This is a genomic window from Arthrobacter sp. MA-N2, from assembly GCF_000517125.1.
Lineage (GTDB): Bacteria > Actinomycetota > Actinomycetes > Actinomycetales > Micrococcaceae > Arthrobacter > Arthrobacter methylotrophus.
In genome coordinates this window covers 2,189,135-2,205,231 of record NZ_KI912155.1, presented here as the reverse complement: position 1 = coordinate 2,205,231, position 16,097 = coordinate 2,189,135, and the positions used below count along the sequence as shown (strand labels likewise).

At 62.2% G+C, this 16,097-nt stretch carries 15 protein-coding genes; 5 read left to right on the top strand and 10 right to left on the bottom strand.

Going from position 1 to position 16,097, the window contains the following annotated elements:
* Window positions 1-7: 7 nt before the first annotated feature.
* The 9 genes from A3M3_RS0111030 to A3M3_RS0110990 form a co-directional block, all read right to left on the bottom strand.
* A complete protein-coding gene (locus A3M3_RS0111030; protein ID WP_028266372.1) occupies window positions 8-1,519 on the bottom strand; it encodes an ABC transporter permease in 1,512 nt (503 codons plus the stop codon).
* Entirely contained in the window at window positions 1,516-2,889 is a 1,374-nt protein-coding gene (locus A3M3_RS24745) for an ABC transporter permease (RefSeq protein ID WP_035741635.1), read from the bottom strand. Before A3M3_RS24745 ends, A3M3_RS0111030 begins: the two co-directional genes overlap by 4 nt.
* The gene (locus A3M3_RS24740) at window positions 2,882-4,432 is read right to left on the bottom strand and encodes an ABC transporter ATP-binding protein (RefSeq protein ID WP_051423121.1); all 1,551 of its coding nucleotides are present in this window, start codon (window positions 4,430-4,432) and stop codon (window positions 2,882-2,884) included. The genes A3M3_RS24745 and A3M3_RS24740 overlap by 8 nt, the downstream gene beginning before the upstream one ends.
* A 164-nt stretch (window positions 4,433-4,596) precedes the next feature.
* The gene (locus A3M3_RS0111015) at window positions 4,597-5,703 is read right to left on the bottom strand and encodes a BMP family lipoprotein (RefSeq protein WP_028266371.1); all 1,107 of its coding nucleotides are present in this window, start codon (window positions 5,701-5,703) and stop codon (window positions 4,597-4,599) included.
* Window positions 5,704-5,964: 261 nt separating this feature from the next.
* The gene (locus tag A3M3_RS0111010; protein ID WP_028266370.1) at window positions 5,965-6,984 is read right to left on the bottom strand and encodes an NADP-dependent oxidoreductase; all 1,020 of its coding nucleotides are present in this window, start codon (window positions 6,982-6,984) and stop codon (window positions 5,965-5,967) included.
* Window positions 6,981-7,412, bottom strand: a complete 432-nt coding sequence (locus A3M3_RS0111005) for an organic hydroperoxide resistance protein (RefSeq protein WP_028266369.1) — start codon at window positions 7,410-7,412, stop codon at window positions 6,981-6,983. Before A3M3_RS0111005 ends, A3M3_RS0111010 begins: the two co-directional genes overlap by 4 nt.
* Window positions 7,413-7,445: 33 nt before the next feature.
* On the bottom strand, window positions 7,446-7,880 hold the full coding sequence (locus A3M3_RS0111000) for a MarR family winged helix-turn-helix transcriptional regulator (protein WP_028266368.1): 435 nt from the start codon (window positions 7,878-7,880) through the stop codon (window positions 7,446-7,448).
* A gap of 125 nt (window positions 7,881-8,005) precedes the next feature.
* Window positions 8,006-9,205, bottom strand: coding sequence for an amidohydrolase (locus tag A3M3_RS0110995; RefSeq protein ID WP_028266367.1), 1,200 nt, complete (start codon window positions 9,203-9,205; stop codon window positions 8,006-8,008).
* Window positions 9,206-9,294: 89 nt separating this feature from the next.
* The gene (locus A3M3_RS0110990; protein ID WP_155854443.1) at window positions 9,295-10,392 is read right to left on the bottom strand and encodes a mannose-1-phosphate guanylyltransferase; all 1,098 of its coding nucleotides are present in this window, start codon (window positions 10,390-10,392) and stop codon (window positions 9,295-9,297) included.
* A 274-nt stretch (window positions 10,393-10,666) separates the two neighbouring features.
* On the opposite strand from A3M3_RS0110990, the gene sdhC reads away from it, so the two are divergent.
* The 5 genes from sdhC to A3M3_RS0110965 all read left to right on the top strand — a co-directional run bounded on the left by sdhC (window position 10,667) and on the right by A3M3_RS0110965 (window position 15,039).
* The gene (sdhC, locus tag A3M3_RS0110985; protein WP_035741630.1) at window positions 10,667-11,047 is read left to right on the top strand and encodes a succinate dehydrogenase, cytochrome b556 subunit; all 381 of its coding nucleotides are present in this window, start codon (window positions 10,667-10,669) and stop codon (window positions 11,045-11,047) included.
* A gap of 3 nt (window positions 11,048-11,050) precedes the next feature.
* Window positions 11,051-11,515, top strand: a complete 465-nt coding sequence (locus A3M3_RS0110980) for a succinate dehydrogenase hydrophobic membrane anchor subunit (RefSeq protein ID WP_028266364.1) — start codon at window positions 11,051-11,053, stop codon at window positions 11,513-11,515.
* A 93-nt stretch (window positions 11,516-11,608) separates the two neighbouring features.
* Window positions 11,609-13,408 carry a succinate dehydrogenase flavoprotein subunit gene (sdhA, locus tag A3M3_RS0110975; protein ID WP_028266363.1) on the top strand — a complete coding sequence of 600 codons (1,800 nt, stop codon included), beginning with the start codon at window positions 11,609-11,611 and terminating at the stop codon, window positions 13,406-13,408.
* A gap of 1 nt (window position 13,409) precedes the next feature.
* On the top strand, window positions 13,410-14,192 hold the full coding sequence (locus A3M3_RS0110970; protein ID WP_028266362.1) for a succinate dehydrogenase iron-sulfur subunit: 783 nt from the start codon (window positions 13,410-13,412) through the stop codon (window positions 14,190-14,192).
* Between the two features lie 82 nt (window positions 14,193-14,274).
* Window positions 14,275-15,039 (top strand): alpha/beta hydrolase, encoded by a 765-nt coding sequence (locus A3M3_RS0110965; protein WP_028266361.1) that lies wholly within the window; start codon window positions 14,275-14,277, stop codon window positions 15,037-15,039.
* On the opposite strand, the gene A3M3_RS24735 is transcribed toward A3M3_RS0110965, so the two are convergent.
* Entirely contained in the window at window positions 15,036-16,091 is a 1,056-nt protein-coding gene (locus A3M3_RS24735; RefSeq protein WP_442853101.1) for a YihY/virulence factor BrkB family protein, read from the bottom strand. The genes A3M3_RS0110965 and A3M3_RS24735 overlap by 4 nt on opposite strands.
* Window positions 16,092-16,097 lie beyond the last annotated feature (6 nt).

Here is a 16,097-nt window from a genome sequence, read left to right as displayed (position 1 = left end):
GCCACCGTCAACCCTTGACGTACGGTATGCCGCTTGCCGCCGGTGGACGGGACCTACCCACCAGTCCAGCGACGGCGAAGACCGTCAGCGCGTAGGGCAGCATGGCCATGAACTGGCTCGGCACGGGAGATCCGATGATGGTGATGACGCTCTGGAGGTTGTCTGCGAAGCCGAACAACAATGCGGCCAGGAAGGCGCCGATAGGGTTCCAGCGTCCGAAGATCAACGCCGCCAGGGCGATATAGCCGCGACCACCGGACATGTCCTTGCTGAATGCATCCACGGATACCAGCGTGAAGAACGAACCGCCAATGCCCGCGATCGCCCCGCCCATGAGCACGTTCCAGAAACGGGTCCGGTTGACGTTGATGCCCACGGTGTCCGCTGCCTGCGGGTGCTCACCGACGGCTCTCACTCGAAGCCCCCACTTCGTATGGAAAAGGCCGAGGTAAACGACGATCACGGCGACATACATCAAGTAGCCCACCAGGGATTGGTGGAACAGGATCGGTCCGATGATGGGGATATCGGACAGGAAGGGAATATCGACCGGAGGCAGGCGGCCGGGCTTGTTCAGTCCGTCCGGGTTGGCGGTCAGCAGCGTCGAAAAGAGGAAGCTCGTCAGGCCGCTGATCAGGACGTTGAGCACGACGCCGACGATGATCTGGTTGACAAGGTACTTGATGCTCACCACGGCCAGGACCAAGGAAACAAGGGCTCCGGCAACGGCAGCCGCGACCAGTCCGGCGTAAACGTTTTGTGTCACCGTGGCAACGACCGCAGCGGAGAACGCTCCCAGCAGGAGCTGGCCTTCAATGGCGATGTTCACTACGCCGACGCGTTCGCACAGGACGCCGGAAAGGGAGCCGAAGACCAGCGGCACGGCCAAGGTGACAGATCCGGCGATCAGCCCGGCGAGGGATATCGACGGAGCGTCGCCATTTCCACCGGCCACGATCCAGACCATGAACCCAATGAGGAACACTGCGGCAAAGGTACCTCCCACCCAGCGCGGTGTGGCCTTCTTCGCCTGTGTGCGGTAGACGGAGTAGCCAGCCAAGCCCAGGAGAACCACCGCACTGATCCAGCCGATGGCGGCGGAAGGAAGCGTTATCTTTGCAACCTTCGCGACTCCCAGCGCAGCAAGGCCCAGAATCGCAACGGCGGCGACCGTGGAGGCGGGCAGCCAACGCGGTACTGTGCCTCCCCCCGGCGTGAGGCCAGCACGACGCCGGACGAACCACAAGTAGCCGAGCCACGCCGAAAGCAGGAGGGCCAGGACCAGCGTGACCCACGCAGCTACGTTGGAGGCCGCTTCGTTGGCCGCCTCGGCGATGCCGAAGCCTGCGGACTTCGAATCGGACATGAAGCCGAACAGCACGGTTCCCAGGATGGCGAGCAGGGACAGGCCGATTCCGGCTTTCCAGCTCACCAGCTCGCTGGAACCCGTCTTGGCGGAGCTCGCAGGTGCGCTGCCGGCGGGCGTACCACTACCGGACTGGGTTGTTGTAGTGCTCATGCTGTCGCAGCTCCGCTCTCGATTTTTCCGGAGGTGACGGATCCGGAGCCAGGGCCGCCAGTGGCCTTCTTCTTTTTCCGGGGGTTGAGTCCGAAGATCGCGCGCACAAGCGGCGGTGCCGCAATGAACAGGACGATCAAGGACTGGATGACCAAGACGATGTCGATCGGCGTCTGGGTCTCGGCCTGCATCGCGACGCCTCCCGCACGGAACGCACCGAAGAGCAGACCGGCGAAGAAGGTTCCCCACGGCGTCGAACGTCCCAGCAGCGCTACAGTGATGGCATCGAATCCGATGGAAGCCGCTACGCCTCCCGAGAGGTATTTTTCCGTTCCGGATACCTGCGCGATGCCTGCCAGTCCAGCAAGGGCACCCGCGATCGCCATCACCAGTATCACGGCGCGCGGCACGTTGATGCCTGCGGTGCGTGCGGCGTTCTGGTTTGCACCGACGGCCCGGAATTCAAAGCCGAGCGTGGAGCGTTTCAGGAGCCACCAGACGAAGACCGTTGCCAGCACTGCCAAGAGGAATCCGGCGTGGAGCCTGAATTGGGGCCCCAGGAGTTCGGGGAAAAGTGCCGACTGGTCCAGGAAGGGCGAAATCGGGTTGGTCGAGCCCTTGCGCTGGAAAGCCGGAGTGGTCAGGAGGAACAGGAGCAGGAAATTGGCGATGTAGTTGAGCATGATGGTCACGATGACCTCGTGCGCACCGGTCCGGGCCTTCAGGAGTCCTACGACGCCGCCCCACACTGCGCCGCCAACAAATCCGGCAACGATGACAAGCAGCAGGTGAACCAGGAACGGCAAATGCCAAGTGAAGCCGACGTAAGCGCCGAACAGGGCGCCGAAGATGATTTGCCCTTGCGCGCCGATGTTGAACAGCCCCGCGCGGAAGGCCAGGGCCACGCCGAGTCCTGCCAAAATCAAGGGCGTGGAAACCGTGAGTGTCTCCGTGATCGGGTACAGCTGGGCTGCGGCGTCGGCCCCGGCCCAGTTGAACAGCGAGCCTTGGACCAGTGCCACGTAGGGCTTGAAGACCTCAGTGAGCATGTCCCCCGGCTGTGCGAAGAAATATCCCGCAGTTTCGGCCACTCTGGGGTTTGTCACAGCCATCAGGATTCCGCCGAGCACAATCGCGAGAACAACGGACAACACCGACACCATGGCGTTTCCCGTCACGATCTGACGGAAGAGAGAAGCACTTGGGGCATGCGGGATCCGGCCACCCTGGCTAGTGGCCGGAATCGCAGACGGCGCCTTGGCACCGTCCGCGGTGTCCAAGGCGACATCCAGGACGACCTCATCGCTTAGTGTTTCCGGGCGCTCCGGCTCCACGCCGTTTTCTTGCCGAGGGGTGTTGGACTCAGACATGTGTTCCTCCCTCGAGGGTTTTGTGCGCGGCCAGTTCAGCCTCATGTTCCGGAACGCCGGCCATCATCAAGCCCAGCACATCGCGGGAGGCGCCGGCGGGAACAATTCCAACCAGCTTTCCGCGGTAGAGAACGGCGATCCTGTCAGCGAGCTCAAGAACTTCATCGAGCTCCGTTGACACGATCATCACCGGAGTTCCGTTGTCCCGTTCGGCAATGACCCGTTTGTGCACGAATTCTATGGAGCCGACGTCGAGGCCACGTGTGGGCTGGGATGCGATGAAGAGCCTCAATGGCCTGGACAGCTCCCTCGCCAGCACCACCTTTTGCTGGTTACCGCCGGAGAGCGTGCCCACGGCGGCATCGATCGACGGCGTCCGAACATCGAACTCCTCGACCTTTCTCGCCGCATGGGAAGCAATCAGGGCCGGTTTCATGCCGATCCCCTGGGCAAAGGGCGGCTTGTCATAGAGGTCCAGGATCATATTCTCGGAAATGGAGAACGTACCTACCAGGCCATCGATCTTGCGGTCCTCGGGGACGAATCCAACGCCGGCGGAGAGGACCTCTTTGACGCTCTTGCCGAGCAGTTCGACCCCGTCGAGGGTGATGGACCCGGTCACGTGGGGTTGGACGCCGAGGATGGCCTCCGTCAGCTCCGTCTGGCCGTTGCCTTGGACACCGGCGATGGCGAGCACTTCGCCCTTGGCGATGTCGAAGCTCAGCCCGTCCACGACGTGTTGGCCATTGTGGTCGACGACGGTGAGGTCCCGGACCTTGAAGGTCACCTCACCCGGTTGCGCGGGTTTCTTTTCCAGGGTCAGGTTGACCGCCCGGCCCACCATCGCCGAAGCGAGCTCCGTCGGGGAGGCTGAAGGATCGGCCGAGCCCACCACTTTCCCCCGACGGATGACGGTGATGATGTCCGAAATTTCCTTCACCTCACGCAGTTTGTGCGAGATGAAGACAATTGATTTTCCGTCCGCTTTGAGCTGTCGGATGATATCCAGGAGTTCATCGGTTTCCTGCGGAGTGAGAACGGCTGTCGGCTCATCGAGGATGAGGACTTCGGCGTCGCGTACCAGCGCCTTGATGATCTCAACCCGTTGCTGCACGCCCACGGGAAGGTCCTCCACAAGGGCATCAGGGTTGACGTGGAATCCGTACTGCTTGGAAATCTCGGAGATCTTGCGGCGCGTTTCATCCAGGTTCAGGAATCCGCCTGCCTTGGTGGCTTCATTTCCCAACGCGACATTTTCGGCCACGGTAAATACCGGAATAAGCATGAAATGCTGGTGGACCATGCCGATTCCGGCCGCCATGGCGTCCCCTGGGCCCTTGAAGACGACCGGCTTGCCGTCGACCAGGATTTCACCGTCACTGGGGTCATAGAGTCCATAAAGAACATTCATCAGGGTGGATTTTCCGGCACCGTTTTCGCCCAAGAGGCAATGGACTTGGCCGGGTTCAACCACGAGGTCGATGTGGTCATTGGCTACAAGGGATCCGAAGCGTTTCGTGATCCCTTTCAGTTCGAGTTTCAAAACTCCAACCCATCTATAAAGGATGGCTCCTCGTCATCACCGTGCTCTCAGCATAGTGCCCGGCCAATGAGTGTCGAAGAGCAAAATTGAAGGCAACACAGAACACGCTGCCCTTCTGCCAAAACTCGGCTAAAGGGCAGCGCGACGTGGTTTAGCCCAGATTCCTACTTCGGGCTGGACTTTGATTCGACTTTGACTGCGCCGGAGATAATGTCCTTCTTCAGCTGGTCAAGATCGCTCTTCATGTCAGCCGGCACTGCGGAGTCGAGATCGTGGAACGGGGCAAGCGCCACACCCCCGTTGTCGAGCGTGCCGATGTACGGGCTGGGGTCGAACTTGCCGTCCTTGTCCGCCTTGATGACCGTTTCGACGGCGGTTGCCATGGTCTTCTGGACGGAAGTCAGGATGACCGACTTGTAGGCGGGGGCGGTCAGGTAGCCGTCAGAGTCGACCCAGATCAGCTTGGCGTCCGTGCCCTTTGCCTTGGCGTCGAGGATCGCACTGCCGGCGCCCGCGCCTACCGGCCCTGCGACAGGAAGGACAACGTCGGCGCCCTGGTCCAGGAATCCCTGAGTGAGGACCTTGCCCTTGTCGACCTGCTTGAAGTCGCCAACGAACGTCCCGTCCTGCTTGTCCTTGTCCCAGCCAAGCAGTTGGACGGACTTGCCCTTCTTCTGGTTGTAGTACTTCACGCCATCGGCGAAGCCGTCCATGAAGATGCTCACGGTGGGGATGTTGAGTCCGCCGAAAGTGGCGACTTTGCCGGTCTTGGAGGTCCCAGCGGCCAGGTAACCGGCCAGGAAGGCGGCCTGGGCCGTGTCATAGACAATCGGCTTGACGTTCTTCGGGAAGGTGGGGTCCGAGTAGTCGATGATGGCGAAGTGGCTGTTCGGGTTTGCCGTGGCGATGTTCTTGGTGGCGTCGCCCAGGAGGAAGCCGACAGTGACCGTCAGCTTGCAGCCCTGCTGGACCATCGAACGGAGGTTGGGATCATAGTCCGTGTCGGCCTTGGACTGGACGTGCTTTTCCTGGATGTTCAGGTCCTTCGCTGCCGCCTGAAGTCCCTCATAGCCTGACTGGTTGAACGACTTGTCATCGAAGCCACCGGAATCGGAAACCATGCACGCGGTGTAGTCCGATTTGGTGGCGCTGCCCGAGCTGGACGCAGACGGTGGGCTTCCGCAGCCTGCCAGCAAAAGAGCAGCGGCACCCGCAGTTGCGACGCCTGCAAATGAACCGCGCTTGAGGGTGCCACGCAGTGATTGCTTCAATTTTCCTCCAAGAAGAAAGTGATTGATGCTACGACAGTCGGTCAATGAGTGTCCGTTTCGAAAACTCGAGGTTGAAATTCTGTTTTCACTGATGCTTCGCAGCACTGCGCCGAGACGCACTGATGGCACAACTTTAGTGGGATGAAACACACCCCGCTAACACAAAAGCTCAACAATCCGAAGATTGTTGAGCTTTTGTTACCAAGCAGTAGAGGAACTCCCAGCTAGCGGTCGTAAGATCCGGCCCCTATGCTTTAGCACTCAGGGCAGGCGGACCAGCATCTTGCCCGTATTGGCCCCATCCAGGAGATCAATGAAGGCCTGCGGGGCGTTTTCCAGCCCGTCAACGATCGTCTCGTCATAGCGGACCGTTCCGTCGGCCAGCCATCCGGCCATCCGCCCCGCGAACTCGGCGGCGTGCTGGCGCTGCCCGCTCACCAGGAAGCCCCGGAGGGTCAGTTGCTTTCCAATGGCCACCGCCAGATTCCGAGGGGCAGCACTTGGCTCCGTGGAGTTGTACTGCGAGATCGCACCGCACATTGCCACGCGACCGCCTACTGTGAGGACTGAGAGGGCCGCCTCGAGGTGTTCGCCGCCCACGTTGTCGAAGTAGACATCGATGCCCCGCTCCCCGGCCGCTTCACGGAGCTTCTCCACAACGGGACCGTCGTGGTAGTCGAAAGCGGCATCGAAGCCGAGCTCCAACAAGCGCGCCACCTTTTCCGGGGAGCCAGCGCTGCCGATGACTTTGGCGGCACCCATGGCTTTGGCGATCTGGCCAACCATCGAGCCGACGGCGCCTGCGGCACCGGAAACGAAGACGACGTCCCCGGCTTTGAACTCGGCCACCTTGAGCAGGCCGGCGTACGCCGTCAAGCCCGTCATGCCGAGCGCGCCTAGGAATGCCGAAGTCGGCGCCATACCGGCCGGGACCGGCGTCGCGCTTGCGGCGTCCACCACGGAGAAATCGCGCCAACCGAGCTGGTGTGCGACGACGTCGCCCACCTTGAGTGCCTCGGAACGGGACGCGATGACCTCGCCGACCGCACCGCCGTCGAGCGCTGTATCGAGGCGGAAGGGTGCGGAGTAGGACTTCACGTCATTCATGCGGCCGCGCATGTAGGGATCGACCGACATGAACTCATTGCGGACCAGGACCTGGCCGTCCTGAAGCTCCGGCAGATCGGTTTCGGCCAGCCGGAAGTTCTCCTGCACAGGGCGTCCCTGCGGGCGGGACGCCAGCTGGATTTCGCGGGTGCTGCGGGGAAGTGCGGTGCTCATGCGGCCACCTCCACAAGCTTGATGTCGACGGCGATGTTGCCGCGGGTCGCGTTGGAATACGGGCAGATCTGGTGGGCCTTGGCCACGAGCTGCCCGGCCGTCTCGCGGTCTACGGCGGGAAGGGCGATTTCAAGTTCGGCGGCGAGACCGTAGCCTTCGCGGTCTTCCAGGGCGCCGAAGCGGATCTTCGCTGCGACCGCGGAATCGCTCAGATCCACCCGTGCCTTTCGCCCCACCAGCCTGAGTGCGGAGTGGAAGCATGCGGCGTAACCGGCGGCGAAAAGTTGCTCCGGATTGGTACCCAGGCCGTTTCCGCCCAGTTCCACCGGGCTGGCAAGAGCCACATCCAGCTTGCCGTCGTTGCTGCGTGCGTTGCCGTCGCGGCCTTCGCCGGAGGCCAGCGCCTCGGCCGTGTACAAAGTCTTCACTGTTGGTCCTGTTCCTTTGAAGGGGATGGGTGATCAGATGGCTGAATGGAGGGCGGCCGTGAGCCGGCCAAGGGTCTCGTGAAGCTGCGCAAGCTCAGAGGCACTCAAGCCGGCGGAGTCGGCTAGCCGTTGCGGCACCGTCTTCGCCCGACTGCTGAGGGCATGTCCCGCATTGCTGAGGTGGACCTCGACGCGGCGCTCATCCTCGGCCGAACGCCGGCGTTCCACGAGGCCCACGGATTCAAGCCTCTTGAGCAGCGGCGACAGGGTACCCGAGTCGAGTCCCAATTCCGCGCCCAGTTCACGGACGCTTCGTGGCTCGTTTTCCCAGAGGACCAGCATCACGAGGTACTGCGGATACGTTAGCCCAAGCTCGTCCAGCACCGGCCGGTAGACCGCCGTCGCCGCCTTCGAAGCGGAGTAGAGGGCGAAACAAACCTGGCGGTTGAGACGGGGGGTGTCACTCATAAGACAAACGATAGCCAACAATTAAATTGTGCACAACTCAACTCGCATAAAATAAGCGCGAACTGGCATCAGATGACCGCAAAATCGCGGCAAAGGGGCATCTGCTGCCAGTTCGCGCCGAGGTTTTAGAGATCCCTGATGGTGCGTAACGCGGCGGCGGCCAGGACTTGGATCGCGAAGCCGAGCGCACGTTCGTCCACGATGAAGTCACCCCGGTGGAGATCGTATTCTTCACCGCCTGGCGTGTGGGTTCCGAGCCGCATCATGGCGCCGGGCAGGTCAGCCAGGAACCAGGCGAAATCCTCACCACCCATGGACTGCGGCGTCAAGACGACGGCATGCTCGCCGAGTTCGGCACGTGCCGCGGCCTCAATAAGGGCAGTTTCGTGTTCCGAGTTGACCACGGGAGGGACGCCGCGCGTGTGCTCAAGGTGGACATCCACCCCGTACGGCGCAGCAACTTGCTGGACGACATCGTCCAACAACTCCCCCGCACTGTGCCAGGCGTCACGATCCAGGCAACGCATGGTACCGGCCATGTAGCCGCTGGCGGGGATGGCGTTGGGTGCCGAACCAGCCGTGATCTGGCCCCACACCACCGAGACGCCGCTGCGCACATCCACGCGACGCGACAGCACGGCCGGGACATTGACCGCGATCTGGGCAAGCGCGAAGACCAGGTCCTCGGTCAGGTGCGGACGGGACGTGTGGCCACCCCGCCCTGTCAGTTCAATCTTGATGGTGTCCGACGCCGAGGTGATGGCGCCGATGCGCGTACCTATCTTGCCAACGTTGATACGCGGATCACAGTGGAGTGCCAGGATCCGCGGAACACCCTCAAGGACCCCCTGTTCGATGCAGGACAACGCCCCGCCGGGCATGGTTTCCTCCGCCGGCTGGAAGATGATGCGGACCGTGCCGCCCAGCGGGGACTCCTGGTGCATAGCATGCAGCACCAAGGCGATGCCGAGCATACTGGTGGTGTGGACGTCGTGCCCGCACGCGTGGGTGACACCATGGTTCTTCGACGCGAAGGGAAGCCCGGTCTCCTCGATGATGGGGAGGGCGTCAATGTCACCGCGCAGCGCGGTGGCGATGGGTCCGTCGCCGACGTCGACCGTCAGCCCTGAGCCTTCGAGCCTGCGGGGTTTCAGCCCCGCAGCTTCGAGCCGTTCCGCCAGTTTTTCCGTCGTTCGGAATTCCTTGAAGGAAAGTTCCGGGTGCGCATGCAAGTCCCTCCGGAATTCGATGAGTTCCGGCAGGAGGTCTTCAAGCCACGGCTTCACCACGGGGGTCGGCTCGGTTTCAGTAGTGAAATTGCGCACCTCACAACTCTAGTCATCCGCGCCCCCCGAATATCGAAAGAGGTCTCTTGGTTACGGACGACGCCCCCAGCGCTTGGGCTGGAGCCGAGCTAGAGAACGTCAGTGTCCCCGCTTGCCTTGAGCGCGTCCACCGCGCCCTTGACGCGCTGCGCATGCTCCTTGGTGGTGACCAGCAACGCATCCGGCGTGTCCACGATCACAACGTCCTTGATCCCGATGAGCGCGATCACGCGCTTGGTATCGGAAACAACCACGCCGCTCGCGTTCTCGGTGAAGACGCGCGCACCTTCGCCGAGAACCGTCACTTCGTCGACGTCGCCGGCGTTGTTGAGGCGACCGATCGCGGCGAAATCTCCGACGTCATCCCACCGGAAAGTACCGGGCACGACGGCGACGTCCCCCGCCGCCGCGGCGGGTTCTGCCACCGCATAGTCAATGGCGATCTTGGGCAAGGTGGGCCACACCCGGGCCGTCACCTCGTCGCGTTCCGGAGTGTCCCAGGCGTCCGCAATTTCCTGCAGCCCGGCAAACAGGACCGGCTGGTTCGCTTCAAGGTGCTTGAGCATGAGGGCAACGGGCGCGACAAACATTCCGGCATTCCAGACGTAGTCGCCGGTCTCCAGGTACTTCTTGGCGATGTCCTCGCTTGGCTTCTCGACGAATTCCACGACGGCATGCGCGTTCGGTGCATCGTCGATATTGAGCAAATTGCCGGTGCGGATGTAACCGAACCCGGTGGAGGGATGCGTGGGCTTGATGCCGATCGTGACTATCTTTCCCGCGGCCGCGGTGTGGATAGCCTCTCGCACCGTCTCCTGGAACAGGTTGTCCGGGCTGATGACATGGTCCGCGGCGAAGGAACCCATGATGGTGTCCGGGTCGCGACGGTGCAGGATGGCGGCGGCCAGACCGATTGCCGCTCCTGAGTCTTTGGGTTCGCTTTCGAGGACCAGCTCATCGTCGCCCACTTCGGGAAGCTGGCGGCAGACGGCTGCACGATGGGCCACGCCTGTGACCACCAGAACCCGATTGCCGGCCAACGGCTCCAAGCGGTCATACGTCGCCCGGAGAAGGGTGCTCCCCGAGCCCGTGAGGTCGTGCAGGAATTTGGGCGCAGCGGCACGCGACAGCGGCCATAGGCGCGTGCCCACTCCGCCGGCCGGAATGACCGCGTGGAAGTGGCGCATTGGCGATTCGGGGCTTACCGCGTTGTCTATACTCACCGCAACACCATATCGGACACCCGCGCAAGTCCCACTTTGTGGTCTTCGTCTCACCCTTGCGGCGAAAAGCGCGGAATTCAGGCAAACACCCGCCATCTCGTTGCGGGAAGGCGGGTGTAAATTGAATAAGCTGTGAGCGAAGCCTAGATTTAGGCTGAGCTACGAGTGCTCTCGCAGCTGGCGTTCCCCCCGCATGGATCCCGTGCCAGCGCCGCTGTGTTGCAGGAAGGTTTATTCAGTGCCGACAAAACCAGCTGGCACCTTGTACCGCGGCCGTGAAGGCATGTGGTCCTGGGTTGGACACCGCATTACCGGTGTTGTGATCTTTTTCTTCTTGTTGGTCCATGTGCTGGACACCTCATTGGTGCGTGTGTCCCCGGAGGCCTACACGGCCGTTATCGGCGCCTACAAGAACCCCCTCATGGCCCTGGGCGAAACGGGCCTCGTCGCAGCGGTCGTCTTCCACGCCTTCAATGGCCTGCGAGTGATCGCCATTGACTTCTGGAAGAAGGGCGCCAAGTACCAGCGTCAAATGCTGTGGACCGTCCTCGTATTGTGGCTGGTCGTTTTCGGGGCCTTCGCCATCCGCCACTTGTCCCTCGCTCTGGGAGGCCACTAAGCCATGAGTACTGAGATTCAGAACCCCCGCAGTGGAAAGATCGCGCCCAAGTACCGTCGCGGCGCCGGTTCCAAGGGCAACTTCGAAATGTTCGCCTGGCTGTTCATGCGGCTCTCCGGCGTCGTGCTGGTGGTGCTGATCTTCGGCCACCTCTTCGTTAACCTGATGGTGGGCGAGGGCATCCACGGCATCGACTTCGGCTTCGTGGCCGGCAAATGGGCCGATCCGTTCTGGCAGTTCTGGGATCTGGCCATGTTGTGGCTCGCCATGTTGCACGGCACCAACGGCGTCCGCACCATCATCAACGACTACGCCGAGAAGGACGCCACGCGATTGTGGCTCAAGGTGGTCCTGTACGCGGCCTCGGTCGTCACCATCGTTCTGGGCACCCTGGTGATCTTCACGTTCAACCCGTGCCCCGTCGTCAACGGCGTTCAGCTGCCGGGCGGGTTCTGCCCGTTGCCGTAGCGGCTTCGCTGCACCACCGGGAATCTCCGGCGGTGCGTAACACGCGGAGCAGGCTCCGCCGACCATCTGACTTAGAGAGAAAGAGCATCTGGTATGCAGGTCCATAAGTACGACGTCGTTATTGTCGGTGCCGGCGGCGCCGGCATGCGCGCCGCGATCGAATCCGGTCAGCGCGCACGCACTGCAGTACTGACCAAGCTCTACCCCACCCGTTCCCACACAGGCGCGGCCCAAGGCGGCATGTGTGCAGCTTTGGCCAACGTCGAAGAGGACAACTGGGAGTGGCACACGTTCGACACCATCAAGGGTGGCGACTACCTGGTTGACCAGGATGCAGCCGAGGTCATGGCGAAAGAAGCCATCGACGCCGTGCTGGACTTGGAAAAGATGGGACTGCCGTTCAACCGGACCCCCGAAGGCCGCATTGACCAGCGCCGTTTCGGTGGCCACACCCGTGACCACGGCAAGGCTCCCGTCCGTCGCGCCTGCTACGCAGCAGACCGCACCGGGCACATGATCCTGCAGACGCTGTACCAAAACTGCGTCAAGCACAATGTTGAGTTCTACAACGAGTACTACGTCCTGGACCTGCTGACCGTCGAGGAAGACGCCGTCCGCGAAGACGGCACACCGTACAAGCAAAAGCGCGTTGCCGGCGTCGTGTCCTACGACCTGGCCTCGGGCGAATTGCACGTGTTCCAGGCAAAGTCCGTGGTGTTCGCCTCGGGAGGCGCAGGAAAGGTCTTCAAGACGACTTCCAACGCCCACACCCTGACCGGTGACGGCATGGGCATCGCTTTCCGCCGCGGAATTCCGCTGGAGGACATGGAATTCTTCCAGTTCCACCCGACCGGTTTGGCAGGCTTGGGCATCCTCCTTTCGGAAGCTGCCCGCGGTGAAGGCGCGATCCTCCGGAACTCGGAGGGTGAACGCTTCATGGAACGCTACGCCCCCACTATCAAGGACCTCGCGCCCCGCGACATCGTGGCCCGCTCCATGGCAAACGAAGTCCGTGAAGGACGCGGCTGCGGCCCGAACAAGGACTACGTCCTTCTTGACCTGACGCACCTCGAGCCAGCTCACATTGACGCGAAGCTTCCGGACATTACCGAATTCGCACGCACTTACCTCGGCGTCGAGCCGTACACCGAACCGGTTCCCGTGTTCCCGACGGCGCACTACGCCATGGGCGGCATACCAACCAACATCACCACGGAGGTCCTGCAGGACAACGACACGATCGTGCCGGGCCTGTACGCAGCCGGTGAGGTTGCTTGCGTCTCCGTGCACGGTTCCAACCGTCTGGGTACCAACTCACTGCTGGACATCAACGTCTTCGGCAAGCGCGCCGGCATCGCCGCCGCCGAATACGCCAAGACTGCTGACTTCGTGGAACTCCCGGAAGACCCGGAGGCATACACGCTGGATCTGCTGAACCACGTCCGCACTGCCGACGGCGGCGAAAGGGTTGCCGCGATCCGCAAGGAACTGCAGGACACCATGGATGCCAACATGCAGGTGTTCCGTACGGCGGACACCCTGAACCAGGTGCTCAAGGACATCGCGTCCCTCGAAGAGCGCTACCAGCGCATCAGCGTCCAGGACAAGGGAAAGCGTTTCAACCTTGACTTGCTCGAAGCGGTGGAGCTGGGCTTCCTGCTGGAACTGGCCAAGGTCATGACAGTTGCTGCCCTGCACCGGGAGGAGTCCCGTGGAGGCCACTTCCGGGAGGATTTCCCGGAGCGCGACGACGAAAAATTCATGAAGCACTCCATGGCGTATAAGGATGAGCACGCCCCGGCGGACGGATCTGCGGAAGCAATCGCGGGCATCCGACTTGGCACCAAGCCTGTCGTCTTTACGCGCTACGAGCCGATGGTGAGGAAGTACTAAGATGTCTGCTGAACTTGCTGAGCCAGCATCCAAGATCGAGCTGCCCGCACACATTGGTGGTGGTGGGGAAATTCCCACCTTCAACATCACCTTGCGAGTACGGCGCTACAACCCCGAGGTCTCGGAAGAGCCCGTATGGGAAGACCACCAGCTCACGATGTACGGCACCGACCGCGTGCTGGACGCCCTGCACAAGGTCAAGTGGGAGATCGACGGCTCGCTGTCCTTCCGCCGTTCCTGTGCACACGGGGTGTGCGGCTCCGACGCTATGCGCATCAACGGCCGTAACCGCCTCGCCTGCAAGACCCTGCTGAAGGACCTGGACACGTCCAAGCCCATCACCGTTGAACCGATCAAGGGCCTCCCGGTGGAGAAGGACCTGATTGTGGACATGGAGCCGTTCTTCCAGTCCTTCCGCGAGGTCATGCCCTTCCTGATCAACAAGGGCCACGAGCCCACCAAGGAACGCCTGCAGTCCGTCGAGGACCGTGAACGCTTTGACGACACCACCAAGTGCATCCTGTGCGCTGCGTGCACCTCGTCGTGCCCTGTGTTCTGGACCGACGGGCAGTACTTCGGGCCGGCCGCCATTGTGAACGCGCACCGCTTCATCTTCGATTCCCGCGACGATGCCGGCGACATGCGCTTGGAGATCCTCAACGACAAAGAAGGCGTGTGGCGCTGCCGCACCACCTTCAACTGCACGGAGGCTTGCCCGCGTGGCATCCAGGTGACCCAGGCTATCGCCGAAGTCAAGCAAGCCATCCTGGCACGCAAGATCTAGTTTCCGAAGTTATAAGCACGACGACGGCGCCGCCCACCTTTGGTAGGGGGCGCCGTCGTCGTTTGAAGTGGAAGGCAAGCGCATGACAACGTCCGTCAAGGTCAACTTCGAGGGCACCACCGGGGAAATGCTCTCGGGGTTGCTGGACGTGCCTGAAGGCCCGGTCCGCGGCTGGGGTGTGTTCTCCCACGGTTTTACCCTGGGGAAGGACAGTCCGGCCGCTGCGCGGATCTGCAAGGGCCTGGCAGCTGCCGGCGTAGGGATGCTCCGCTTCGACAACGTCGGTCTGGGCGGCTCGGGCGGGGAATGGTCTCAAGGGTCGTTCAGCCATAAGGTTGCCGACACCGTGCGCGCCACCGAGTTCATGCGGTCCGAAGGCAAGACGATTTCCCTGCTTGTCGGCCATTCCTTCGGCGGAGCGGCCGTCCTGGCCGCCGCGCGGGACATTCCGGAACTCCGTGCGGTGGCGACCGTCGGCGCACCCTTCTCGCCCAAGCACGTTGAGCATGTCTTTGACTCAGCAATGGACAAGATCCTCAGCGAAGGAAGCGCGGAAGTCGATTTGGGCGGCAAGCGCGTCGAGATCCGCCGCCACTTCGTGGAAGATCTCCAAAACGCGGACCTCAGCGACTGCATCCGGACCCTGCACAAGCCCCTCATGGTGCTGCACTCCCCCACCGACAACACGGTGGGCATCGAAAACGCCAGCACCATCTTTCAAACCGCCCGGCACCCGCGTAGCTTCGTGTCACTCGAAGGCAGTGATCACCTGTTGACAGGCAAGGGCCAGGCGGCACGGGTAGCCAAAATCATTTCGGCGTGGGCAGGTCAGTACCTCGGCGACTAGGCCTTATGTGCCTTTGGCGGGGAAGGTTTCGTGGGGAAGGAATGGGGCGTAGGGTGCCGTGATCCGAGAGCCGGTTTGCGATGTGGCCCTTGCCCCTCATCTGATTCCCTGATGGCCGCCCATGCAGCGGAGACCAAGTAGACCTGGCTGACCAGGTTGAACCAAATGAGAAGGCCGATGATGATGGCAAATGAGGCCAAAAGGGGATTCCGTCCGGCATTCGCCAGCAACTCGGTGCTGAAAATCTGGAGAATGGTGGTCCCGATGCCGGCCAGCACTGTCCCTTCGAAGAACGCTCGACGGCGAAGCTTCAGCCGGCCTGCAAAGCGGAACATGATAACCGCCGTCGCCCAATTGAGCACCAGTGGAACGGCCGTGCGGACGAGCCAAGTGACGGGGCCGCCCACGGTGTCAGCCAAGCCGAGCCTTTCGATGATCCATCCGGTCGCCGTCCCGAACACCAGCGAAACACCGGCGCTGACCACCAAGGCGACGCCCAACAGCAGGAGGGTACCGGCGTCGCGGGCCTTCATCAGCAGCGGGTTCTCTTGGAGGGGGTCCAGCCCGAAAACGCCGCGAAGACCTTGCCGGATTCCGGCGATCCAGCCGAGCGCGGAAAACACCGTCACGACGGCGGCAATGGCAGCTGTCCAGCCAAGGCCTGTGGGATTCAAGAGATCATGCGGATCTACCAGGCCGTTGCCTCCTCTGGTTTTCAGGAGCCCGGGAGCCGACGTGGCGACGCTCGAGACGATTGAATCAACCAGTTGGGGTTGCCCGCTGAGAACCAGGCCGGTCACGGCGAATCCCGTGGCCAGCAGAGCTGTGATGGAGAAGAACATCGTGAAGCCTATGCCCGCGCTCAACAGCGGGCCATTGTGCAGATTATAGAGATTGAATGCCCGCATGGGCCGGAAATTGCTCAGCCGCGCGAGGACAAGGTTGATGAATGCCGGTATCTTGGCGCCACCATTGCCTGAGCGGCGAGCCTTTCCCCATTCCACCTGCCGCTGAATGAGCTGCAGCCTGAGCTGCGCGCCTTCAGTGGGCACGGGCGG